Raw genomic sequence first — 21,385 nt, 5'->3', positions numbered from 1 at the left:
CCCTGTTTTACAGTTATTAGGCTTACATTTAATTAGGTTACTACAATTTTTCTCACAAATGCAGCCCTATATACCGATTCACCTTTGTTTTGAGTCGCTATTTCCCTTTCTGTGGGTACTGGTAAAGGGTTTTCTGTTAACCATTCTTCTGTACCAAGTCTCTCAAATGCGGGATTTTCAGCAAACTGGTCGCGCATTTGAGTGGCGACAAACTCAACATCTGACTGCAAAAACACAACCCCCCCAACGGTCAGATAATCAGCTAATTCAGCCACTAGTTCGGGTTGTACTACCCGGCGTTTAGCATGGCGGCTTTTAAACCAAGGGTCTGGAAATTGAATAGTTACACGCTGTAAAGTTCCCGGAGTTAACGAGGATAACAGCGATCGCAATGAGTTATTTACATTGCAAAATAAATAATGGAGATTAGTTAAACCAAACTCACATAGTAACTGGTTCGCCTCCACTACCAAAGGTTCTCGAATTTCCAAACCCAGAAAATTCCAGTTGGTTTCTATCTGCGCCATTTTCAACAAAAATCTGCCCCTAGCGCAGCCAATATCTAGATGTAGTGGTTGGTTTGGCTGTGTATAAACCTTTTCCCATTCTATAGCATTTGCCGGCGTTTGATACTTTCTTGCCAGTGGGTTAACGTGTTGTCGCACTCTGACTACTGCCAAAATTAATACTCCTTTTATTAGTTACCAACTTTATTTTAATCTGACAAATCTTCTAATTCTGCCATTTTATAGCCTGTCATTTTCCCATGAATTTACACTTTCTGGGCTTTACAACTATTAGATAACTCAATAATTATCAGTTGATATTTTAATACTTTGAGCTATTTTAACTGTTTTCACGAATTAGGAAACCGTTACAAATGATCACTTATAACAGGTTTTACCAGCAAGGGTTATACTTTTTATAAAAGAGTTTTTGTATCTAGTTTTTAACATTATCCTCCAAATCAATGGCTTTAAATTTTCGCTTTGCCGTAGTTAGCGACCTACATATTACCCTTCCTCATACTATCTGGGATCATCCTAGCCGATTTCATCTGGTGGAGGTGAGTATCCCTGCTTTTGAAAGCGCCATAGAACACTTAACACAACTTAATATAGATTTCCTCTTGCTTCCCGGAGATTTAACTCAGCACAGTGAACCGGAAAATCATATCTGGTTGCAAGAAAGATTAGGGAAGCTACCTTTTCCCACCTATGTTGTTCCTGGTAATCATGATGTTCCTGTGGTGATGGCCAATGAGCAATCAATTGGGTTTGCTGATTTTCCCCAATATTACCGCAAGTTTGGCTACGAAAATCCTGACCAACTTTACTATACACAGCAACTGTTGCCAGGAGTACGACTAGTTGGACTCAATTCTAACTTTTTTAATGAACAGGGTGAGCAAGTAGGGCGTTTGGATACTCAACAACTGACATGGTTAGAAGAGGTACTCACAGCAGCAGGTAATGAATTGGTGCTGGTAATGGTACATCATAATGTGATTGAGCATCTACCGGAACAATCGCGCCATCCTATAGGTAAGCGCTATATGTTGGAAAATTCTGGGCAATTATTGCAAGTTCTGCGTAATTATGGCGTTAAATTAGTATTTACAGGGCATTTACACATTCAGGATGTTGCTTACTCCCAAGGGGTTTATGATATTACCACTGGTTCCTTAGTGAGTTATCCTCATCCGTACCGGGTTTTCCAGTTTCAAGAGGATAACTACGGTAGAGAGTGGTTACAAATTCAATCACACCGGGTAGAAACAGTACCTGATTTCCCCCATCTGCAAAATTTATCACGTCAGTGGATGGGCGATCGCTCTTTCCCCTTCCTGGTGAAGTTATTAACTCAGCACCCCTTAAACCTCCCATTGACAGTAGCAGAAAAAATAGCTCCTGATCTGCGGGACTTTTGGGCCAATGTTGCCGATGGAGACGCTTTATTAGAGTATCCGCAATTTCCCTTAGAAGTACGTCGCCATCTTCAGACCTATGGTGCGATGACTAGTGGTATTCCTACCCTAATTGATAACCACAGCACTCTCCTGTTAGGGTAGGTTAACTAATCATCGGGCGACAAATTGCAAAAACTGAGGTATAGCCATGTACAAAAGTATTCCCACCAACAGGCCCTATTTCCCCATTACAGAAGAAGCCACCTATAGGTATATGATGAATGTAGCGACTAAATAACTCCGAATCAAAATTGGATTGGCCATAAAGACCTTGACCACGACCCAGACAGGAAAATATGAAAGCCGCCGCCGGTGGTAAATTTTCTTGCTTTTGATACCTTTCTAAGAGTAATTCTAAGTCTTCAGCGGAGGCTTGGGCATCACGCAGTTGGAATTGTAGGCGTTGACCAGGACGGATGACATCGCCAATGGCGATCGCTCCAGCAGACGGATCTACCCCCAAGATGCTACGAATTAAAAAATCTCCCTGTTGTAAAGATAGCTTAAACTGGTCCATCACTAGACCCACAAACAGAGAACGCTGTGCCAATATCCGCTCTTCTTCACTCAGGCTAGCAATCAAATCTCGTAAAACCATCAGCGGCACTTTTTGATCTAGTTCCAGAATGATATTACGTTCAGCCTTTGTGACCTGCATTGGCTGGCCGATGGGTCGGCATCCTTGAGCTACAATGGTTTCTAAAATAATATTGCCACTCAAAACCAAGCCTACCGTCCCCTCACGATACAGGCGTTGATGTATCCCCTGGGCATCATGACTACAAAATAGAGATATTTGACTACTTCCACCCCCAGAGCTAGCCTGTCCCCCGACTATTACCGAGCCAGGGTAGGCAAAATCTAACCCCTGCAATAAATCATTGATTCTTGAAGAAAAGGCACTAGACAGTAAAATAAATTGGGGGGTAGGTGATGGTTGCACACCAATTAAATCTATCCAAGCATCTGGTGAACTATCCATGTCAGGTAATTCTTCTCCGAGCACATGAAAAACTTCCACATTCACACCTGGTAGATATCCCAAGGTAAGACTAATAGCAGGTTCTCCCTCTAATTCTTGAGGTTCGCCTGTAGCTGTAGTCCCAATTACCCCCAGACCACTACACCCAATGATTACAGGTACGGAAAGTTTTTCAGCCAACAGGGGTAAAACTCGGGAATACTCACTCGCAAAAGCAGACGAAATGAAGATCACCCCCAAATCCGCAGGTACTGTTAATGACGACATAGCCTGTTCTACTACATCTGTAATAGCTGCTTCTAAAGAAGGACGGGTTGATAGGGCATTTGCCCACTGCATTTGCTCTGCCATGAATTTTAGGCTGTTTTTTTGTTACTATAGTTAGTAGTATTAGTAGTATGTGATTTTTCCCCTACTACATATATTGAAGTACCATACATTGACACCAGATGATCTGATATTGGTACTTAGGAAACTTATTATACAATATAACAGCGCGATTAATTCTACTCTTGGCTGATATTTACCCCCTGCCATCAGGACTCTTAAAAATGCCTGTCTTTAGTTTACCTTGTTGTTGTTCCTTTAATTTTGTATTGATCATGGATGATTAAGCTAAAATACTTAACGTAACAGGTTAAGTAGTTAGAATGGTGGACGAGCCGACAACAAGACTCCATTCTGAAAGTTTTTATATACTAGGACGCAAAGCACACAAAGAGACTAAACTATGAGCGACACCCAAGAAAAAATCCAAGATAAAATCCAAGGCGAAATAGAACAAGCTCGTGCTGTCTGTGATATTTCCGGTAGTAACTCTGCTGAGTGTGCCGCTGCTTGGGATGCAGTCGAAGAACTGCAAGCTGAAGCCTCGCACCAGCGTAACAAGAAGCCAAAAAATTCACTAGAACAGTACTGTGATGATAACCCAGACGCTCTTGAGTGCAGGGTTTACGACGACTAAAAAGTAAAGTTTTATCAGAATAAGCAAGCAACTATATCTACTTACTGTTATCTTGCTCCTTGAAGCTAACCCTAGATTAAATCGAAATCCATCTCTTTTAATCATCTGAGGTTTGGGTCAGTATATTATTTATACTAGATTCATATGATACCAGAGGTTAAGGTTGGGCTTCCCTGGGGTTGCTAGTTCATAAATTCGGCGCAAGTTCCTTAACTGTGCCGATGATGCTTTGGGCTGATGCAAGATATTAAACTTTAACTTCTCCCAGTTGCTTGTTTTTTTTTAACTAGAAATTAAACCCATCCGGTGAATAATTGATTGAAATTTATTATTGCTAACCTCAGAAAAAATTATGAATGAAGTTTGGTTTCGCCAGTATGTCTGGGTTGACTATCGACTGGCATTATTATTTTTAGTATTTATTCCTGTAATTCTACTAATTTGGGCATTTGTACAAAAAGCCGAAGCAATACAGCACCTGTTGACCATTTACTGGCGGGTATCCAGTCTATTAGCCATCACCGTCTATTTAATGATTGGTCAGTACCCAATCAGCTTTATATCTGGGTTCATCGGGCGGATTCTCATTCCTATTTCCCTCTGGTTTTGGCTAGACCTCAATGATGAAATTGATTACCAGCAAAGTAGCCCTTTAAAACTGATTTTTACCTCTTGGCGCTGGGGTGTGACTATTTATTCTATTTTGGGTGCAATTGCTCTTGTGCCTTTTTTAGGGTGTGCTGTCTCGGAAAGTGCTATCAAAACTCCCTATTGTCAAGTTTGGTTGGAAGCGCCCTTACTGTTTAAACAATATTTCCATGAGAATAGCACACCTGTGTTTCTCGGTTTTTTGGCTATACTGAGTTTATTAATCTATGTAGTGTACTTAACCTACTTTGTACTTGTGAAGCTAGGAAAACAAGGACGTTCAGCAGTACAACACTAGTTGAGATGAATAATTGCATTGGTAAACGCTTGGAACAATACACCACCAAACGCCCCCAAGAAGTTCTGCTGGTAACATTGGAAATCGCCAATTATCAAGATAAAGTTGCTATTTTTAAAGGTTTCTCTAGTTCCTTGATGCGCCCAACTGCATTTGACCCGGATGTACAAGTTATCCCGGACGAGGCGGTAATTTTGAATATTGACCGCATCCAAAGCCCTTACAATCCTGAAGCTCCCAATTATATCCAAAAAGGACTTTCTGGGGAAGCTATGGAAGATCTACTGTCAGCAGTTGGTGTGTAATAATCATTTAATTATCATGTCTGTTTCTGGATACACTCTCCCGGTTTTTGCCTGTGCTTCTGCTATGGCGGCGTTACACTGGTTACGCCATGACCAAGCTCTAACATCTGTGTCGGTGGACTTGATTTCACCCGCAGAAATGGCAGAAATACCCATTGAACAGGTAGCAGGTCTATCTGATCATATGGCTTTGGCAATTACCCGCAGCGAACCAGGTGATAATCTGGATTTAACCAGAAATACACCAATTTGGGCCCTGGTGCAATGGCGTGTGGGCGATGGGGAGCCTGTAATTATTCAAGGTGGGGAAGGAATTGGTAAACAGCTAAATGCGGACTATCAGCCGGCGATTTATGCTTATGCTCACAGGTTGCTACAAGAAAATCTACGGCGGATGCTAGCAGCTGATGAGAAAATCACTGTCAATATTATTCTACCATTCGGGCGATCGCTGGCTGTGCGCACTTCTAATCCTGCTTTTGGTGTGGTGGAAGGTCTTTCGCTGTTGGGGACAACTGGTATTTCTCAACCTTTAAGCACACCAGAGCAATTAACAGCTTTCCGCACTGAGTTAGAACATAAAGCCAGTCGGTTTGAAAATTTGGTATTTTGCATCGGCGAAAATGGTCTAGATTTGGCGCGTCAACTGGGAATCAATCCTGAACAAATGGTAAAAACTGCTAACTGGTTGGGGCCAATGTTAGTAGCAGCAGATGTGTTGGGTGTGAAGGAAATCTTGTTATTTGGTTATCACGGAAAACTGATGAAATTGGCTGGGGGGATTTTTCATACTCATCACCAGTTGGCTGATGGCCGTCGGGAAATTTTAGCCGCCCATTGTGCCTTCGTGGGTTTAAATTCCCACGATATACAGTCTGTTTTTGAAAGTCCTACGGCTGAGGCTGCATTAAAATACTTAAGAACCTTGGATACTGTGACGGGTAGTGATTGGGTTAATCAAGTTTATACTGCGATCGCTCAGGCTATTGATACTCGTTCCCAAGCATACATTCAAAGTCATAGTACCAGAGGCGCAGCAGCAACACTGTGCGGCTCGGTTCTGTTTGATCGCGATCGGCAAATTCTCATCAAGAGCAAAATCGGTTGCATGTTAATGGAAAAATTGTGTTAGTTTAATATGAATAATCATAAATAATCCCCATAAATATTTTTTTCAGTATCCATCCTTGGATCAGTTATTCTTTTAAAACTATGCCATCAACATTGTCTAGCAAGCGCATTTAACCTTGCGTTTGTTGGGGATCAACTCAGCCATTTACCAGCATCAGCAGGGAATGAATGGTTTTCACTTAGGCTATAGAGCGACTGTTTACCTTACATTTACAACTCCCCATGAATACATCGGTGACTCTACCAACCGAACAAGCACCTCAAATAGACAATTTGGGGGGGCTAGATCGTCAAATGATTGTAATTCTCGACTTCGGCTCCCAATATTCTGAACTGATTGCGCGCAGAATCCGCGAGACTCAAGTATACTCAGAAGTGCTATCTTATCGCACAACATCCGAACAATTACGCAAATTAAATCCCAAGGGGATCATTCTCTCTGGTGGACCGGGATCAGTTTATGTGGAACACGCCCCCCATTGCGACCAAGAAATCTGGAATTTAGGTATTCCTGTCCTGGGTGTCTGCTATGGTATGCAGTTGATGGTTAACCAACTCCATGGGGAAGTGGCTAAAGCAGAGCGAGGAGAGTATGGTAAAGCATCACTATATATAGATGACCCCACAGACTTACTGACTAATGTGGAAGATGGTACTACCATGTGGATGAGTCACGGAGATTCAGTGACCAAAATGCCACCAGGGTTTGAAGTGTTGGCACACACAGATAATACACCCTGTGCCGCCATTGCTGACCACAAAAGAAAACTTTATGGTGTCCAGTTCCATCCTGAAGTAGTACATTCTCTGGGGGGACTGGCCTTAATTCGTAACTTTGTCTATCATATCTGCGATTGCGAACCCACATGGACTACAGAGGCTTTTGTAGAAGAAGCAATTCGGGAAATTCGCGCCAGAGTAGGTGATAAGCGGGTACTTTTAGCTTTGTCTGGGGGTGTGGATTCTTCTACCCTGGCCTTTTTGTTGTATAAAGCTATTGGGGAACAATTGACCTGTGTGTTTATTGACCAAGGCTTTATGCGTAAGTTGGAGCCGGAACGGTTACTGAAACTATTTAAAGAACAGTTTCATATTCCTGTAGAATATGTTAGTGCTCGCGATCGCTTTTTGTCGATGATTGCTGGGGTAACAGACCCAGAAGAAAAGCGCCGGCGTATTGGACATGAGTTTATCCAGGTATTTGAAGAAACATCTAAACGCCTGGGACATTTTGACTATTTAGCCCAGGGTACTCTGTATCCAGATGTGATCGAGTCCGCTGATACTAACGTAGACCCGCAAACAGGGGAACGAGTAGCAGTAAAAATTAAGAGTCATCACAACGTTGGAGGTTTACCCAAAGACCTGCGGTTTAAACTGGTGGAACCATTGCGGAAACTGTTTAAAGATGAAGTCCGTAAAGTTGGGCGTTCCATTGGCTTACCAGAAGAAATTGTACAACGCCAACCTTTCCCCGGTCCTGGTTTAGCAATTCGCATTTTAGGGGAAGTCACCCCCGAACGGTTGAATATTCTCCGTGATGCTGATTTGGTTGTGCGTCAAGAAATTAACAAGCGTGGTTTATACCATGATGTTTGGCAAGCATTTGCTGTGTTACTACCAATTCGCAGTGTAGGCGTAATGGGGGATAAACGCACTTATGCTTATCCTATCGTTCTGCGTATTGTCACGAGTGAAGATGGTATGACGGCTGACTGGGCGCGGATACCTTACGATATCTTGGAAGAAATTTCTAATCGCATTGTTAATGAGGTGAAGGGGGTTAACCGTGTGGTTTATGATATTACTTCTAAGCCCCCTGGAACTATAGAGTGGGAATGATGTCGGGTTAATTTCAACCACAGATGGACACAGATCAACACACATAGGTCTGTGTCCTCATCTTGTTTTCAATTTCCTGTAGCATCAGCCACCATGCTCCACGGTGTCTATAGTCATAACATCCTGGTCGCAATTCCGTGAACCATAAGCCAATTGACTAAGATTGAAATTTAGCGTGTTTAATTGTGCATTTAAAAAAGTCAAAGTAACGTTCTGTACCAAACCACCAACCAACATTGACCTGAGAAGGAATGGTAAAACCACCAAAAGTTTGATCTGCGTGACATTTACCGCCAAAGGGAATATAGCGCCATTTGCGATTGTTTGTATGATTTCCCCAACGGGGTGAAGAAATTTCTAAAACTTTGCCATCAGTATCAACGACTAGGGTGAGGGTAACGGGTTCATCATTTATCTTCAGTCTGGCTTCAATGGTGTCATCAGAAATTTCTCGCCACTCTACGCCCTGCTGGGGTAACAAGGCGGATGGTAACCAGACAAATTCCTGTACTAAGCGCCCAATGCTAGAACGAAGAGTATTCCGATCATGTACGTTGATAATCGGGATTAATCCCCAGAGTCCAAATTGCACTCGCCCTAAACCATTAATCATGTAATAATCAGCACCATTAAGCTGTAATAATTTACCACCGATGATGGCTTTCCACACAAATCCTTGTGAGGTGATGAGTTCTTGACAACGCATGGAAAGCCAAGATTTATCCGCTCCCAATCTCAAGCGCCCCTGCATCTTTAATTGATTAGCATGAGCTAAGGGTGTCCCTGGAGCAATAGCGTGTAGAAAGTAACGCTGTACAGTGGGTGGTAATCCGGTAATCATGTCTTCACTGAAGTATTCCTGTGTCGGGGAGGCTTGTGAAGAACACAGGGAACACAATCGCCACATTTGATTGACCTGGCGATTAGTTCTGATTTTGAGGATGATCAGACTCAAAAATGCGATCGCCAACAGTATAAAAATGCCAATGAGGATGTTGATAGACATAAAAACACACCTGATAAATATAAATTAAATAACATATAAATGTGTGTTTTGACACCACTCACCTTTAAAATTTACCAAAAACCTCCCCTTTGGTTAGTAAAATGTGACGTTATTTTAGGCACCCATACCAGAATAACGTTTTAGTCCCCCACGCCACAGCAGGCGGTTTACCGCGAAAAATATGAATATCCAGGCTAAAATGGCTAAAAATCCCCCCGCAACATCAACAGGTAACCCCACCAAAAGACTAACTGGGAAATGAATCAAATAAGGGAAAGGCGTAAACATAACTACTGTGCGCACAGTTTCGGGAAAAACATCCAAAGGTGCAATTAAGCCCGACAAAAATAAATAAAATAGAAACCAGAAGTTTTCCAAAGCACTAGCGCGTTCTGTCCAAAAGGCGAACATAGCAAAAGTATACTGAATCACAAACCGTAAAATAAAACTGAGTATACATGCAATAGAAAATAGTAATAATTGCCACCAACTAGGTAACCAAACAGCTTGAGGATAGAGGGTAAAAAACAAAAAAACTAGTAGTAGTGCAAAAGGTAGACGAGCCACCCTTTCGGAGAGATGAGCAGCGACATGGTGCCAGACTGGATCTAGGGGTTGCAATAAGCGGGATGATAGCTTACCCTGCACTATCTCCTTTTCAAACTCCCAAATTACCCAAACAACAGTAACTTGTCGCACAAAGAAAACCGTGATAAAGTAGCGGGCAAAATCTGCAGGTGTCAGAGCAAACTCGCCACCCTGGGCCGCCTGTATCCACACACCCATCAAGATAATAGGTAAAGCGCCAGCCAAAACCCATAAAATCAATTCCGCCCGATACTCCACCATATAGGCGTAGTAAACAGACAGCAAAGTCAAGATTTTCCTAAGAATTTTTTTCACTGAAATTACACCACTCCCGCCTGAAAAACTCTACCAATCACCTCTTCTATTGGTGGCTCAGTCACTGTTAAATCGATGACTTCTAAATCTGCCAGAATTTGAGATACTGTACTGGTCAGGGTTTCTCGTGGTACGATAAAGCTCACTGCACGCCCCTTTAGGGACTGGACATCACCGTATAACATGAGTTTTTCTCTAGGTAGCGGCTCGGTTAACTCAATATGGATTTCGCGGTAAGGTGCGAAATTTGCCACCAATCCATCTAAACTACCGTCATACATCAGCTTTCCTTGGTGAATCAATAGTACCCGCTGACATAAAGCAGTAATATCAGCCATGTAATGACTAGTTAATAACACAGTAGCTTGATAACGGCGATTATACTCCCGTAAAAAATCCCGTACCGCCACCTGAGCATTTACATCTAGTCCCAGTGTCGGTTCATCGAGAAACAATACATGAGGATGATGCAACAGTGCTGCTAACAGTTCGGCTTTCATCCGTTCACCTAAAGATAATTTCCGCACTGGTTGGGTCAGCTTTCCTTCTAGATTCAACATCTGTGTAAATTCCCCAACCCTTCTGTGAAATTCTTGATTTGAGATGTTGTAAACAGCAGCGTTGATTTTCAAAGAATCTAGGGCTGGTAAGTCCCAGAGTAACTGCTGTTTTTGACCCATGACCAAGGTAATTTTTTGCAGAAATCTTTCTTGGCGCAGAAATGGCACGTATCCGGCCACTCTAACTGTACCGCCAGAAGGATGAATCAGCCCTGTGAGCATTTTCAGGGTCGTAGTTTTACCAGCACCATTGGGTCCCAAAAAACCCACCACCTCACCGGGGGAAATTTCAAAGGAAACATCCTCTACTGCTTTAATAGAGCGGTAAGTGCGCCGGAAAAAGTGGGTGAGCGTGCCTTTTATCCCCGGATCCTTAACCGCCACTGGGTAAAATTTACACAGATTTTCAACAGTAATAATTGACATATAGCATTTTCCTGTAGCGGTGAGATCCAAAATTATCCCACCCTAACCCTCCCCTTGTAAGGGGAGGGGACTGGATTTTATTGTTTTTTGTGCGGTCGGTGAGCGAAGTCGAACCGTGTTCCCCATTCCCTAAGATAAAAATTACCTGTTGAAAACTTATCAAACATCCTCTTATAAATACAAGAAATATGACCCATTTTGACATCAGTAGATTTTAGGAGGTTTTTTTCAACAGTTACTTTAAACGCCCAGAGCGTAAAATACTAATAACTAGCCACAAACCTAATAAACTAGCAGCAGCAAACAGAACACTACTTAAAAATGACAGTTGAGTAGTTTGGGCTTTGGTGGAAATAATAGCGGCTCCCATAATCAGAGAACCTACTAAAATACTAAAAGATAATCTGTTAGCTGCGTCATCCAGAGTGCGCCGCATACCATCTAAACCACGCAGTGAGAGATTCCACTGTAAGGTTTCCGAAGTAACTCGCTCTAATAATAGTTCAATTTGCCGGGGAGATTGTAATGATAGACTCTTAATATCTAGGGCAGTTCTTAAGAGTGATGGTAGTGGATTACTCCCTAGTAGTTGTCGTCGAAACAAGTCTGTAATTAATGGCTGGATTTCGTCAAATAAATTCACCTGTGGGTTGAATACACGAGCTACCCCTTCTAAGTTAGCCAGGGTTTTGGCATATAAGCCCATATTGCTGGGTAAGCGAATTTTATTTTGACGGGACAGTTGGAGAATTTCATAAATTATGTGACTGAAATTCATATCACTCAAGCTGACATGATGATACTTCCTCAACATGCGATCATAATCATTTTCTAACTGGGACAAAATCACCAGACCAGAAGAATCTGCTAACTGTAAAGTTAGTTGAGCGCATCGACCCGCATCTAAATCAATGATGGCTAAAAGCATTTCTGTGAGGATCTGCTGGGTGCGGGGATCAAGTCTGCCCACCATTCCACAGTCTAAAAGCGCAATGCGACCATCTGCGAGATAAAATAAGTTTCCAGGATGGGGGTCAGCATGGAAGAAGCCATCAATATATATTTGCTGGAAAAAAGCCCGAAATAGCAAAGTAGTGATTTCCCGGCGTTGGGTGTGAGCATCGTTACCTTTTTGCTTGGGGATTAAGTTCGCGTCCAGTAAAGGTACTCCATCTAGCCATTCCATGACTAATAATTTCTGGGTGGTCAATTCCCAGAAGATTTGTGCAACAACCAGTTGGGTGGGGTCAAACCAGCGACTACGGGATAAATTACCTCGCAGCTGGTCTGTAAAACCTGCTTCCAGTGTAAAATCTAACTCGTCTTCTAAAGCTTTGGTAAATTCAGCGGCGATCGCTTTGATTTCGTAAGTTTGCCCAAACTCTGTGCGCGCTACTAAATCAGCAATACCTTGAATTAAAACGATATCTTGAGTAACGGTGAGATCAATTCCCGGACGTTGTACCTTGAGAGCAACTTCTCGACCATCTACTAATGTAGCTCGATGAGTCTGAGCGATTGATCCGGCCGCTACAGGGACATGATTAACTGTGCTGAATGTTTCTTCGAGTGAGTCTTTTAGCTGCTGACGAATTAATACTTCTATTTCTGACCAGGGAACTGGGGGTACTTCGTCCTGGAGACTGGATAACTCCTCAATGTAGGCGGCGCTGAGTAGGTCTGGCCGGGTGGAAAGTAGTTGACCGAGTTTGACATAAACTGGGCCCAAATCCACCAGGATATTCTTTAAAACCGCAGGTGTGGGTAGTTGAGGTTCATCAGCTTGACCACCGGTGAGTAGTCTGCGCATATAGTCCCAGCCATTGCGGAGGACTACTTCGATAATTTCTCTTTGACGGGGAACAGTTTGGGTAAGGAACATTCTGGGGAAATAGGGGGAGAGGGGGAAGAGGGGAAGTAGGGAATCGAGATAGTACAGCACGGGTCTAAAATCAAAGTCTCATGACCGGGGCGCTACTATTCCCTGCTCCCTAAGTCTTGCCAACACACATATCAGTTATAATGAATGCAACCAATCCTTAGCCTCTGCTTGGGGTTTTAACTCTCAGAGCCTAGGATTTATAGCAGTTCAGTAAATCGGGGATCATCTGCAAGGGTTTTGAGAATCTGTTTAATTTCTTGAGTGCGGTCTTTCTTGACTACAAGAGTTACATTGCGATCGCGCACAATCACAACATCCTCTAAACCAATAGTAACAATTACATCCTCTGAATTGGTAGCATAAACAATAGCACCATGGGTATCCAATGCCACATGGGTAGCTAGTTCTACATTCGGATTCTCAGGTTTTTTCAGTAAGCGCTCCAGTGCATTCCAATCTCCCAAGTCATCCCAACCAAATTCAACTGGTAAGACATATGCTAAATTTGTTTTTTCCATGAGAGCATAGTCTATACTCTGTTTAAGCAACTGAGGATATACATCAGGGCCTCGTTGTTCTAATGGTTCAATAATTTCTGGCGCATGGGTATAGAGTTCCTTGAGAACCACCCCGGCTCGAAATACGAACATTCCGCTATTCCAGCTAAAACGCCCCGTAGATAGAAAAGTTTCTGCTGTTTCACGGTTAGGCTTTTCAGTAAAGCGGCTGACGTGATAGGCTGGCAAATCATTAAATCTACCAATATTTTCGCCTTGTTCAATATAGCCGTAACCAGTTGATGGGAAAGTAGGCTTGATCCCCAGAGTGACAATGGCCTCTGTGCTGGCCGCTAGCTCGGTAGCAGCCCTTAAGGTATGTACAAATGCTTCTTGGTCAGCTATCCAGTGGTCAGAGGGAAAAAAGCCGATGATAGCATCTTCTCCGTAACGCCGCTTAATTTCTAAACTTGCCCAGGCAACAGCAGCGGCTGTATCTCGTCTCTGGGACTCAATGAGTAAATTTTGAGATGGCAGTTGGGGTAGTTGTTGTCTGACACCTCCGGCTATCTGACTAGAAGTAATGACCCAGAGGTCATTCCAGCCAGTGGTAACCGCTAATAACCTATCGGCGGTTGCTTGTAAGAGACTTCTAGAGCTACCATCAAGGCTTAAAAATTGCTTAGGTCGGTTTTGGCGACTGAGGGGCCAAAAACGCTCACCTTTGCCACCCGCGAGAATTACAGGGAAGAGTGAATTACTCATGTTATCTACACACTTAGGTCAGATCATTATCAGTGTACAGTGAGCTTTTGGACTGGCAGGATTTGTGGATGCGATTAACAGACCTTAAGGTAGTGGTTGATTGGGGAGATAATTTGTGATTAAACAATTTCAATGGTTAGAAAATCAGGTGACCTTTCAAGAATTACCAGAGTTTGAAGTACAGGAAAGAACTCAACAGGTATCATGGGGAGAAAATGATCTGGGGATTCAACAGCCATCACCATCCGAACTGGAGATAGTATCCCACGAACCAGAAACTATTTCCCCGAGTGTTGTTGAGTCTGTGGGTGTAATTCCCCGGGATATTTACCAAAGGTTAGGCTTGAGTGTACCTCGATGGCTACTGTGGACATTGACGACCGTGGTGGGGATCGTTTTTTCAGGTCTGTTAGTATCGAGTTTGGCGCTGTGGACTCCACTATGGAGTAATCTTGACCGAACAGATGAAGAATTGGGATTTTCTGGTGGAGATGATCAGAAAACACCCTTACCTGGGGAATTATGGGGCAAAATTTCCCAGTATAAGCTGTCACGACCGATGAATATTTTGATTATGGGAGTTGATCCGGTGCCAGGTAGTATTGATGGCTCTCCGGAAAGTTTTACAGGAACCAGTGATACCATGTTGCTGGTCAGACTCAACCCTAGTAATAAAACTATGCGGGTCTTGTCAATTCCCAGGGATACCATGATTGGTATCCCAGAAAGAGGTTTAACTAAGGTGTCTGAAGCCAATGCTCAAGGGGGGCCTGTTTTAGCAGCACGGGTAGTTAGCCGGACTTTAAATAATGCTCCTATAGATAGATATCTACGTATTTCCACTAGTGGGTTAAGGCAGTTAGTTGATCAATTGGGTGGGGTTGATGTTTTTGTACCTCAAGGTATGCAATATCAAGATTATAGCCATCAATCCATTAATTTGCCCAGTGGTTGGCAAACCCTCAACGGTGAACAAGCAGAAAAATTTGCTCGATACCGCGAACCAGGATTAGGGGACTTACCAAGAGTACAACGACAGCAAGTGCTAATTAAAGCCTTAATGCAACAGGTCAATAGTCCCACTGTCTTACCGAGATTACCTCATTTAACCCGTCTGATGCGGAAATATTTTGATACCAATCTCAAAATAGAAGAAATGATGGCCTTGGTAAATTATTCGGTGAACCTGGAAGATGATAATTTGCAAATGACCATTCTACCTGGTAATTTCAGCCGCTTTAGTCAAGATCCCAATAGTTATTGGCTGAATCTGAATAAACAGCAGACTCTATTGAATAATTATGTGGGGATAGATGTACCTGATGTTGACGCTGATGTACGTCCAGTCCAAAACCTGAGAATTGCCATTCAAAATGCTTCCAATCAACCTCAGATGACTGAAAAGGTTATTTACTATCTCAAACAAAAAGGTTTTACAAATGTTCATGCTGTGTCGGATTGGACTGACCCCCACAGACAGACTCAGATTATTGTTCACAGAGGAAACCGACGCACGGGAGTTGAACTTTATGACATTATTGGCTTGGGTAAAATTAATGTTTCGGCAATTGGCGATTTAGAATCGGATATCACCATTCGTATTGGTCAAGATTGGAAATAGTCATTGGTCATTAGTCATTAGTCATGATTTGACTTTGCTTTCCCTCTAGGGATCATAGTCTACTAAACTATTGGCTAATGATCATCAACAAAGTTTTTAGAGTTATGCAAAAGTTTTTACTTAAATTATTCAGTTGGCTGGTAATTGTGGTTTTGACTTGGTTATGGGTGCTAATTAATCCTCAACCAGTTTTGGCTCAAATTAGCACAATCAACTATAGTAATGCTAGTCTCCAAGATCGTGATTTTTCCAACATTGATTTATCTGGGGTAACTTTTGTGGCGGCGGAAATGCGGGGAGCAAATTTCCAAGGCGCAAATTTAAGCAATGCGATTCTGACTAAGGGGGTGTTATTAAATGCTAATTTGGAAGGTGCAAATCTCACAGGGGCTTTAGTTGACCGGGTGACTATGGATGGGGCAAATTTAAAGAATGCTATTTTTACAGAAGCAACTATGACCCGGAGTCGGTTTTTTGATGCGGACATCACTGGTGCTGATTTTACGGATGCTTTGATAGACCGCTATCAAGTTTCTTTAATGTGCGATCGCGCTGAGGGGATTAATCCGGTTACAGGGGTGGCGACACGGGATAGTTTAGGATGTCGGTAATAGTTGTCAGGTATAGTAAGTGACTCAAGAAGACCAGAAACCCCCTCGTTCCTTGGCGGGAATTGCGGGGATAGTAGCGGCGGCTACATTAATTAGTAAAGTCTTTGGTTTAGTGCGACAGCAGGCGATCGCCGCGGCTTTTGGTGTTGGGGCTGCGGCTACTGCTTATAGTTACGCTTATATTATTCCGGGTTTTCTCTTAATCTTACTGGGTGGGGTCAATGGACCATTACACAGTGCGGTTGTCAGTGTTCTAGCCAAGCGCTCACGCTCAGAAAGCGCCCCCCTGGTAGAAACGGTAACAACTCTGGTAGGTGGATTACTCCTACTGGTGACCTTGGCTCAAATTTTCTTTGCTGATACCATCATTGATATTGTTGGTTATGGGTTAGAATCCACTACCAGGGCGATCGCCATTCAACAGATCCGCATTATGGCACCTATGGCTTTATTTGCGGGTTTAATAGGTATTGGTTTTGGTACCCTCAACGCCGCCAATCAATATTGGTTACTTTCCATCAGTCCCCTATTATCCAGTGTAACTGTGATTGCCGGCATTGCCATCTTAACCTGGCAACTAGGTGAAGATATTATTAAACCAGAATACGCCTTCATTGGTGGTATGGTCTTAGCTTGGGGAACCCTAGGGGGCGCAATTCTCCAATGGTTAGCCCAGTTAATTGTTCAGTGGCGCTTAGGACTAGGTACATTGCGCCTGCGGTTTGATTTTAAATCCCCTGGAGTGCAAGAGATGATCAAAATTATGACACCAGCTACTATTTCCTCCGGGATGATGCCGATTAATGTCGTCACAGACCTTTACTTTGCTAGTCCTATACCCGGTGCGGCCGCTGGGTTTAACTATGCCAATCTCCTAGTGCAAACTCCCCTGGGTATTATCTCTAATATTATTTTGTTACCTTTATTACCAATGTTTGCTAAGTTAGCGGCTCCCGAACATTGGCCAGACCTAAAGTTACGCATTCGCCAAGGAATTTTACTCACCGCCGTCACCATGTTACCATTAGGAGCGTTAATGGTGGTGTTATCTGTCCCCATCGTAGAGATAATTTATCAACGGGGTGCTTTCCAACAACAAGCCACACAGCTGGTTTCATCCCTGCTGATTGCCTATGGTGTGGGGATGTTTGTATATTTAGGGCGGGATGTGTTGGTACGGGTATTTTATGCTCTAGGAGATGGACAAACACCTTTTAGGATTAGTACTTTTAACATTTTCCTTAACGCTGTACTTGATGCAATTTTGGTTAAACCTTTTGGGGCGACTGGGATTGTTTTAGCAACCGTAGGTGTAAACTTTAGTTCTGTAGTCATGCTATTATGGTTACTTGACCGTAAACTCAATGGTTTACCTTGGCGTGAGTGGAGTATACCAATTTTGGGTTTAACCGCGGGTAGTGTTGCGGCTGGTTTTGCTAGTTTTGGTACTTTAGTTAGTTTACAGCAGTTGTTGGGTACACAGGGGTTAATTATTCAACTGTTACAGTTATGTGTATCGGGTTTAGTGGCTATCTTGGTTTTTGCTATCATGGCCTCATGCTTGAAAATACCAGAGGTGAATAGTTTTGCAGTGGGGATGCGTCAAAGATTGCTGAAGAGATAGTAATAATTAAAGCTTATGTTCTCAGTAAAAAAGTTGATAAACAAATGCTGAGACTAGTCCGTTTATTTCCTTCCAGAAGCAGTAAACTTAGTTTTTCCGTGTCTTCCGCTAATTGGGTGACTTGATAATCATCTAAGCGGGCTTTACTACCCTCTGTATAATTTATCAGCAGTTTTTGTACATTCTGGAAGGGAGAGGGAAATAAACACCCCACCCCCTGACCCCCTCCCCTCTGGAAGGGAGGGGTTGTAGTCCCGGTTGAGGTTTAAACTAAAACTGGTTCAGATTTTACCGCGTTGACAGTATTTGTATCTGACTGTGTGCAGTAGATTTCACAAGAGTTATTGGGACTTTCGGTTAGTTTGATTTTGTGCAGTCGAGCACCTAGTTCTTCAACGGGCGATCGCAGTAAGTTACTGATATATAGGGCGATATTTTCAGCGGTGGGGACAACTTCGGCAAAGAACGGGATATCTTTGTTTAAGAAGGTATGGTCAAATGGTTCTACTACATGGTCTTCAATAGCCTGATTCAGCGCCCCTAAATCGACAATCATCCCGGTGCGTGGGTCAATTTCCCCTTTAACGGTAACTTCTAGATGGTAGTTATGTCCGTGACCATGGGGACGGGCGCACTTTCCGTAAATTTGCGAGTTTTCTTCGTTACTCAGTTGAGGATGAGCTAGCCGATGGGCGGCGCTAAAGTGGGTACTGATGCTGAGGTAAGCTTCCATTCCGTCTCCTGTATAATCTGCCCAAAGTTGAGGATGTTCAAATAACTGCACACGGACTAAGGGTAAATGCGGTGCTAGACGCTGCCAGATCACCCGTGCAATATTTTCTGTAGTGGGGAGATTTTCTTGAAATTCTGCCCATACATCATTAAGGTAAGAGAAGTCTAGTTGGCTGGTAACTTCGCGTTTAATTACGTGTTTGACATCAGACAAGTTAAGTACCATACCATATTTATCCAGTTCTCCAGCCATGGAGATAAATAAAACATAGTTGTGTCCATGTCCGGGAAATCTAGAGCAAGCACCAAATTTCTCAATATTCTCGGCTTCGCTCAGTTCCGGTAACCAATACCGATGACTAGCCGAAAACTGAGCGCGACGATTAACAATACATTGCATGAGTATTCTGTAAACCTAGCTCAACATTTCTTAAAGTTTCACTATTTACAGCATAAACTAATTGGGTTCCTGGATCACTGTGTGACTGAGAATATATTCACTAGCTGTGCGATCTGCTTACAGCAGCGCTGCGCTATCAAAACATAGTGGGAGCGTGATAACCCCTACGCTTGAGCGAGGGGATGAAACACGACTCAAGGGGATTGATCCTGTCGTATCCTTAACAAAAAAGGTTTTGGCTGGTATTTACAAAGCATTTTTGCTCAGTTTATGTATTTGTGATCATTAGTTAGCAAAAAAGTATCGGAAGTCAACATCTACAAATCAGCACCTGACTTGAGCTATAATTGTACGGTGACGCGGGGTGTTGCTGGTGATAGTGGGAACATGGAAACCAGCATCAACTAAGGCTTGCTCAATATCCAAAGCAAAATATTGATCTAAATAAGGTTCAGTACTTTTGAGCAGGGTCAAAATGTAGGGGGGCATTTTCTTGTATATTTCTGATTGGGGATTCATATCCATAATCCCTAAATGACCACCGGGACGCAGCACCCGGCGCATTTCTGCGAAAATATTTCGGGTTGCTGACTGGGGCAATTCGTGGCACATTAGGAAAATAGAAACTAAGTCAAAAGATGCATCTGGTAACCCAGTAGATTCTGCGGGAGCATGGAGCCAATTGATGTGAGCTTGAGATTGTTGGGCGTGGTAGTCAGCAACGGCTAAAAAGTAAGGCGATAGGTCTAAACCTGTAATCTGAGACTGGGGATAAACTGCTTGTAGAGCCAAGGTACTTAGTCCTACACTACATCCCACATCTAGAATATCTTGAGGAGGATGGGGAAGGGAAGCTGTGAGAATATCGTGGTAACTCTGACGTAGTTTAGCATCACCTTGGGTATCTGCATCCTGCCAGATTTTAGCATGAACAGCATGGGCTGCGGGTTTTACTTCAAAAGCAGCTTGCCAACTGAGATTACCACTGTCGTAAGCATGAAATGAGGTGAGATAGTAGTCTGGGTAAGCAACCTGGGGATTGTGAACTTTTGTGAGTTCTGGTGTCCAATCACGGGACTGTAAGCTTTTGACTTCTTGTGTCCAGGGAACGCCAATTTTTTCAGCGCGTTTAATCATCATTTGTCTAGCTTGATGCTTGGCTACACTGGCTAAAGGTTTGATAGCCAGGATACCATTTACCAAACGGGAGGCTAAACCAATAGAAGTTGTTGTCGCAGCAGTCATATTGTTTTGGGTTTGGTTTGGGTTTAACAGCCTTGTTTACCTATGATACAATTGTGTAGGTTTACTCTAGTAATACATTCCATTGTAGCTAACCTAAATGTAGTAACTGAGTGTGTGTTAGTCTCACAGATGGTCGAGACGCTTAATAAGGGATGACGTCAGTTGCAGCCAGTCTAGTTTTGATCCTAAAAATTGAGGTTTTTATATTATGTCTAATGGCCCCTTGAGTGAAGCACCTCGTAACCAACGAGCTACCGTAATTCGTACTAGTAATGAGTTTGTTTTACTAGAATGGTTGAAGTCAAATGGTCGCCTTATAGAGCGTGAACCTCAAGAATATCGGGGACTGAATTCAGTAGAAGAAATTTCTGACATGATTGAGCTTGATGATATTCACTATGATCATGATGAAGATGATGTCAGCATGGACTTAGAAGATTAGCAGATTTTTCACGGAACTGAATAATCACCCCTGGATATTCTAAATTAACTTGTTAATTACGCCTAAATCTAGTCGGATTTATCCGACTTCTGCTATGAGACGGGGGTTTTGAACCCCTGTCTCTTCTCTATACCTATTAGATGGGGGCTTTTATCTCTACCCTAGGATAGATGACAAACTTACAGTTATTCTAAAGAGACAATCTAAGAGGATGTTTGATAAGTTTTCAACAGGTAATTTTTATCTTAGGGAATGGGGAACAGGGAACAGGGAACACCGAAGGATTGGTGAACAGGGAATAGGGAATAGGGAATAGGGAATGGGAAGGATTGGTGAACACGGTATGTATGGCTAACGCCACGCTATCGCTATCGACTTCGCTCACCGACCGCACAAAAAACAATAAAATCCAGTCCCCTCCTCTTACAAGGACAAGACTTGGTGGACAAGGTGGACAAGGTGACAAGGGAGAAAAACAGTACAAAGTCTGTATTTTTAGTAAGAAAAATAGCCCCTTAAAAGACCATTGTCC

Annotated in this window: 20 protein-coding genes; 11 read left to right on the top strand and 9 right to left on the bottom strand. The window is 42.9% G+C overall.

What is annotated here, in order from left to right; genetic code table 11:
• Nucleotides 1-32: 32 nt before the first annotated feature.
• Nucleotides 33-680 (bottom strand): tRNA (guanosine(46)-N7)-methyltransferase TrmB, encoded by a 648-nt coding sequence (gene trmB, locus PN447_RS02095; RefSeq protein WP_271760421.1) that lies wholly within the window; start codon nucleotides 678-680, stop codon nucleotides 33-35.
• A 290-nt stretch (nucleotides 681-970) separates the two neighbouring features.
• Between trmB and PN447_RS02090 the strand changes: the two genes are divergently transcribed.
• The gene (locus PN447_RS02090) at nucleotides 971-2,071 is read left to right on the top strand and encodes a metallophosphoesterase family protein (protein WP_271760419.1); all 1,101 of its coding nucleotides are present in this window, start codon (nucleotides 971-973) and stop codon (nucleotides 2,069-2,071) included.
• A 1-nt stretch (nucleotide 2,072) separates the two neighbouring features.
• On the opposite strand, the gene PN447_RS02085 is transcribed toward PN447_RS02090, so the two are convergent.
• Entirely contained in the window at nucleotides 2,073-3,302 is a 1,230-nt protein-coding gene (locus tag PN447_RS02085; protein ID WP_271760417.1) for an FIST signal transduction protein, read from the bottom strand.
• Between the two features lie 379 nt (nucleotides 3,303-3,681).
• Here PN447_RS02085 and PN447_RS02080 point away from each other — a divergent pair, with 379 nt between their 5' ends.
• The 5 genes from PN447_RS02080 to guaA all read left to right on the top strand — a co-directional run bounded on the left by PN447_RS02080 (nucleotide 3,682) and on the right by guaA (nucleotide 8,139).
• Nucleotides 3,682-3,915 carry a Calvin cycle protein CP12 gene (locus PN447_RS02080; RefSeq protein WP_271760415.1) on the top strand — a complete coding sequence of 78 codons (234 nt, stop codon included), beginning with the start codon at nucleotides 3,682-3,684 and terminating at the stop codon, nucleotides 3,913-3,915.
• A gap of 352 nt (nucleotides 3,916-4,267) precedes the next feature.
• The gene (locus PN447_RS02075; RefSeq protein ID WP_271760413.1) at nucleotides 4,268-4,861 is read left to right on the top strand and encodes a DUF3177 family protein; all 594 of its coding nucleotides are present in this window, start codon (nucleotides 4,268-4,270) and stop codon (nucleotides 4,859-4,861) included.
• Between the two features lie 5 nt (nucleotides 4,862-4,866).
• Nucleotides 4,867-5,166 carry a DUF7734 family protein gene (locus PN447_RS02070; protein ID WP_271760411.1) on the top strand — a complete coding sequence of 100 codons (300 nt, stop codon included), beginning with the start codon at nucleotides 4,867-4,869 and terminating at the stop codon, nucleotides 5,164-5,166.
• A gap of 16 nt (nucleotides 5,167-5,182) precedes the next feature.
• Complete coding sequence (gene cbiD, locus PN447_RS02065; protein WP_271760409.1) at nucleotides 5,183-6,298, top strand: cobalt-precorrin-5B (C(1))-methyltransferase CbiD; 1,116 nt, start codon at nucleotides 5,183-5,185, stop codon at nucleotides 6,296-6,298.
• Between the two features lie 221 nt (nucleotides 6,299-6,519).
• Nucleotides 6,520-8,139, top strand: coding sequence for a glutamine-hydrolyzing GMP synthase (gene guaA, locus PN447_RS02060; RefSeq protein WP_271760407.1), 1,620 nt, complete (start codon nucleotides 6,520-6,522; stop codon nucleotides 8,137-8,139).
• Nucleotides 8,140-8,296: 157 nt separating this feature from the next.
• Here the strand turns inward: guaA and PN447_RS02055 are convergent, their stop codons facing one another.
• From PN447_RS02055 to PN447_RS02035, 5 genes are all read right to left on the bottom strand, one after another.
• On the bottom strand, nucleotides 8,297-9,145 hold the full coding sequence (locus PN447_RS02055) for a DUF6920 family protein (RefSeq protein ID WP_271760405.1): 849 nt from the start codon (nucleotides 9,143-9,145) through the stop codon (nucleotides 8,297-8,299).
• 114 nt (nucleotides 9,146-9,259) lie between these two features.
• The gene (locus PN447_RS02050; protein ID WP_271760403.1) at nucleotides 9,260-10,048 is read right to left on the bottom strand and encodes an ABC transporter permease; all 789 of its coding nucleotides are present in this window, start codon (nucleotides 10,046-10,048) and stop codon (nucleotides 9,260-9,262) included.
• Between the two features lie 5 nt (nucleotides 10,049-10,053).
• Nucleotides 10,054-11,034: an ABC transporter ATP-binding protein gene (locus PN447_RS02045; RefSeq protein ID WP_271760401.1), complete on the bottom strand. Its 981-nt coding sequence runs from the start codon at nucleotides 11,032-11,034 to the stop codon at nucleotides 10,054-10,056.
• Between the two features lie 235 nt (nucleotides 11,035-11,269).
• Complete coding sequence (locus PN447_RS02040; RefSeq protein ID WP_271760399.1) at nucleotides 11,270-12,916, bottom strand: ABC1 kinase family protein; 1,647 nt, start codon at nucleotides 12,914-12,916, stop codon at nucleotides 11,270-11,272.
• Between the two features lie 197 nt (nucleotides 12,917-13,113).
• On the bottom strand, nucleotides 13,114-14,178 hold the full coding sequence (locus PN447_RS02035; RefSeq protein ID WP_271760397.1) for a mannose-1-phosphate guanylyltransferase: 1,065 nt from the start codon (nucleotides 14,176-14,178) through the stop codon (nucleotides 13,114-13,116).
• A 115-nt stretch (nucleotides 14,179-14,293) separates the two neighbouring features.
• On the opposite strand from PN447_RS02035, the gene PN447_RS02030 reads away from it, so the two are divergent.
• The 3 genes from PN447_RS02030 to murJ all read left to right on the top strand — a co-directional run bounded on the left by PN447_RS02030 (nucleotide 14,294) and on the right by murJ (nucleotide 18,034).
• On the top strand, nucleotides 14,294-15,799 hold the full coding sequence (locus tag PN447_RS02030) for an LCP family protein (RefSeq protein WP_271760395.1): 1,506 nt from the start codon (nucleotides 14,294-14,296) through the stop codon (nucleotides 15,797-15,799).
• A gap of 104 nt (nucleotides 15,800-15,903) precedes the next feature.
• Nucleotides 15,904-16,410, top strand: a complete 507-nt coding sequence (locus PN447_RS02025) for a pentapeptide repeat-containing protein (RefSeq protein ID WP_271760393.1) — start codon at nucleotides 15,904-15,906, stop codon at nucleotides 16,408-16,410.
• 19 nt (nucleotides 16,411-16,429) lie between these two features.
• Nucleotides 16,430-18,034: a murein biosynthesis integral membrane protein MurJ gene (murJ, locus tag PN447_RS02020; RefSeq protein WP_271760392.1), complete on the top strand. Its 1,605-nt coding sequence runs from the start codon at nucleotides 16,430-16,432 to the stop codon at nucleotides 18,032-18,034.
• 265 nt (nucleotides 18,035-18,299) lie between these two features.
• Here the strand turns inward: murJ and PN447_RS02015 are convergent, their stop codons facing one another.
• Entirely contained in the window at nucleotides 18,300-19,166 is an 867-nt protein-coding gene (locus PN447_RS02015; protein ID WP_271760391.1) for a 6-carboxytetrahydropterin synthase, read from the bottom strand.
• A 324-nt stretch (nucleotides 19,167-19,490) separates the two neighbouring features.
• Nucleotides 19,491-20,411 (bottom strand): class I SAM-dependent methyltransferase, encoded by a 921-nt coding sequence (locus tag PN447_RS02010; RefSeq protein ID WP_271760389.1) that lies wholly within the window; start codon nucleotides 20,409-20,411, stop codon nucleotides 19,491-19,493.
• 208 nt (nucleotides 20,412-20,619) lie between these two features.
• Between PN447_RS02010 and PN447_RS02005 the strand changes: the two genes are divergently transcribed.
• Nucleotides 20,620-20,853, top strand: coding sequence for a DUF3134 domain-containing protein (locus tag PN447_RS02005; protein WP_271760387.1), 234 nt, complete (start codon nucleotides 20,620-20,622; stop codon nucleotides 20,851-20,853).
• A 347-nt stretch (nucleotides 20,854-21,200) separates the two neighbouring features.
• On the top strand, nucleotides 21,201-21,385 hold a 185-nt coding region (locus PN447_RS02000; protein WP_271760386.1), incomplete at its 3' end, for a hypothetical protein.

The sequence above is a fragment of the Anabaena sp. CS-542/02 genome (assembly GCF_028331085.1).
GTDB classification, from domain to species: Bacteria; Cyanobacteriota; Cyanobacteriia; order Cyanobacteriales; family Nostocaceae; genus Anabaenopsis; species Anabaenopsis arnoldii.
This window is presented reverse-complemented; position numbering and strand designations above follow the sequence as displayed.